Genomic DNA, 399 nt, shown 5'->3' on the forward strand with positions numbered 1-399 from the left:
CAGTGCCGTCGGCCGGCCCCTCGACAATTTGCCGCTGATGTCCGCGATCGCCGATCGCGCGCTGCGGTCCGACCAGGATGAGGGCACGCTGTCCTTCCTCGCCGCCGACGGCTCCCGCCGCGCGGTCAGCTACATCCGCATCGCGGGCACCAATGCCCGCCTGATCGCCAGCATCGACGAAGACAAGGTGTCCGAGGCGGTCAGCCGCGACATTCGCACCGCCTATCTCCAGCTCGCTTTCGTCGTCGTGTTCGTCCTGCTCGGCGCGCTGATCGCCGCCGAAAAACTCGTCATCAAGCCGATCGAGATGCTCGTCGACATGGCCAAACGTCTCGGCGAGGGCGATCTGTCGGCCCGCGCGGCGCGCAATCGCCTGCCGGCCGAGTTCGTGCCGCTGGC

General features: G+C 68.2%; 1 pseudogene. It reads left to right on the forward strand.

The window, feature by feature from the left end:
* Nucleotides 1-399 (forward strand): annotated as a pseudogene (locus MOV75_RS42060) (GGDEF domain-containing protein); the annotation flags it as partial.

This window comes from Bradyrhizobium sp. PRIMUS42, from assembly GCF_023006515.1.
In the GTDB taxonomy this organism is placed as follows: Bacteria; Pseudomonadota; Alphaproteobacteria; order Rhizobiales; family Xanthobacteraceae; genus Bradyrhizobium.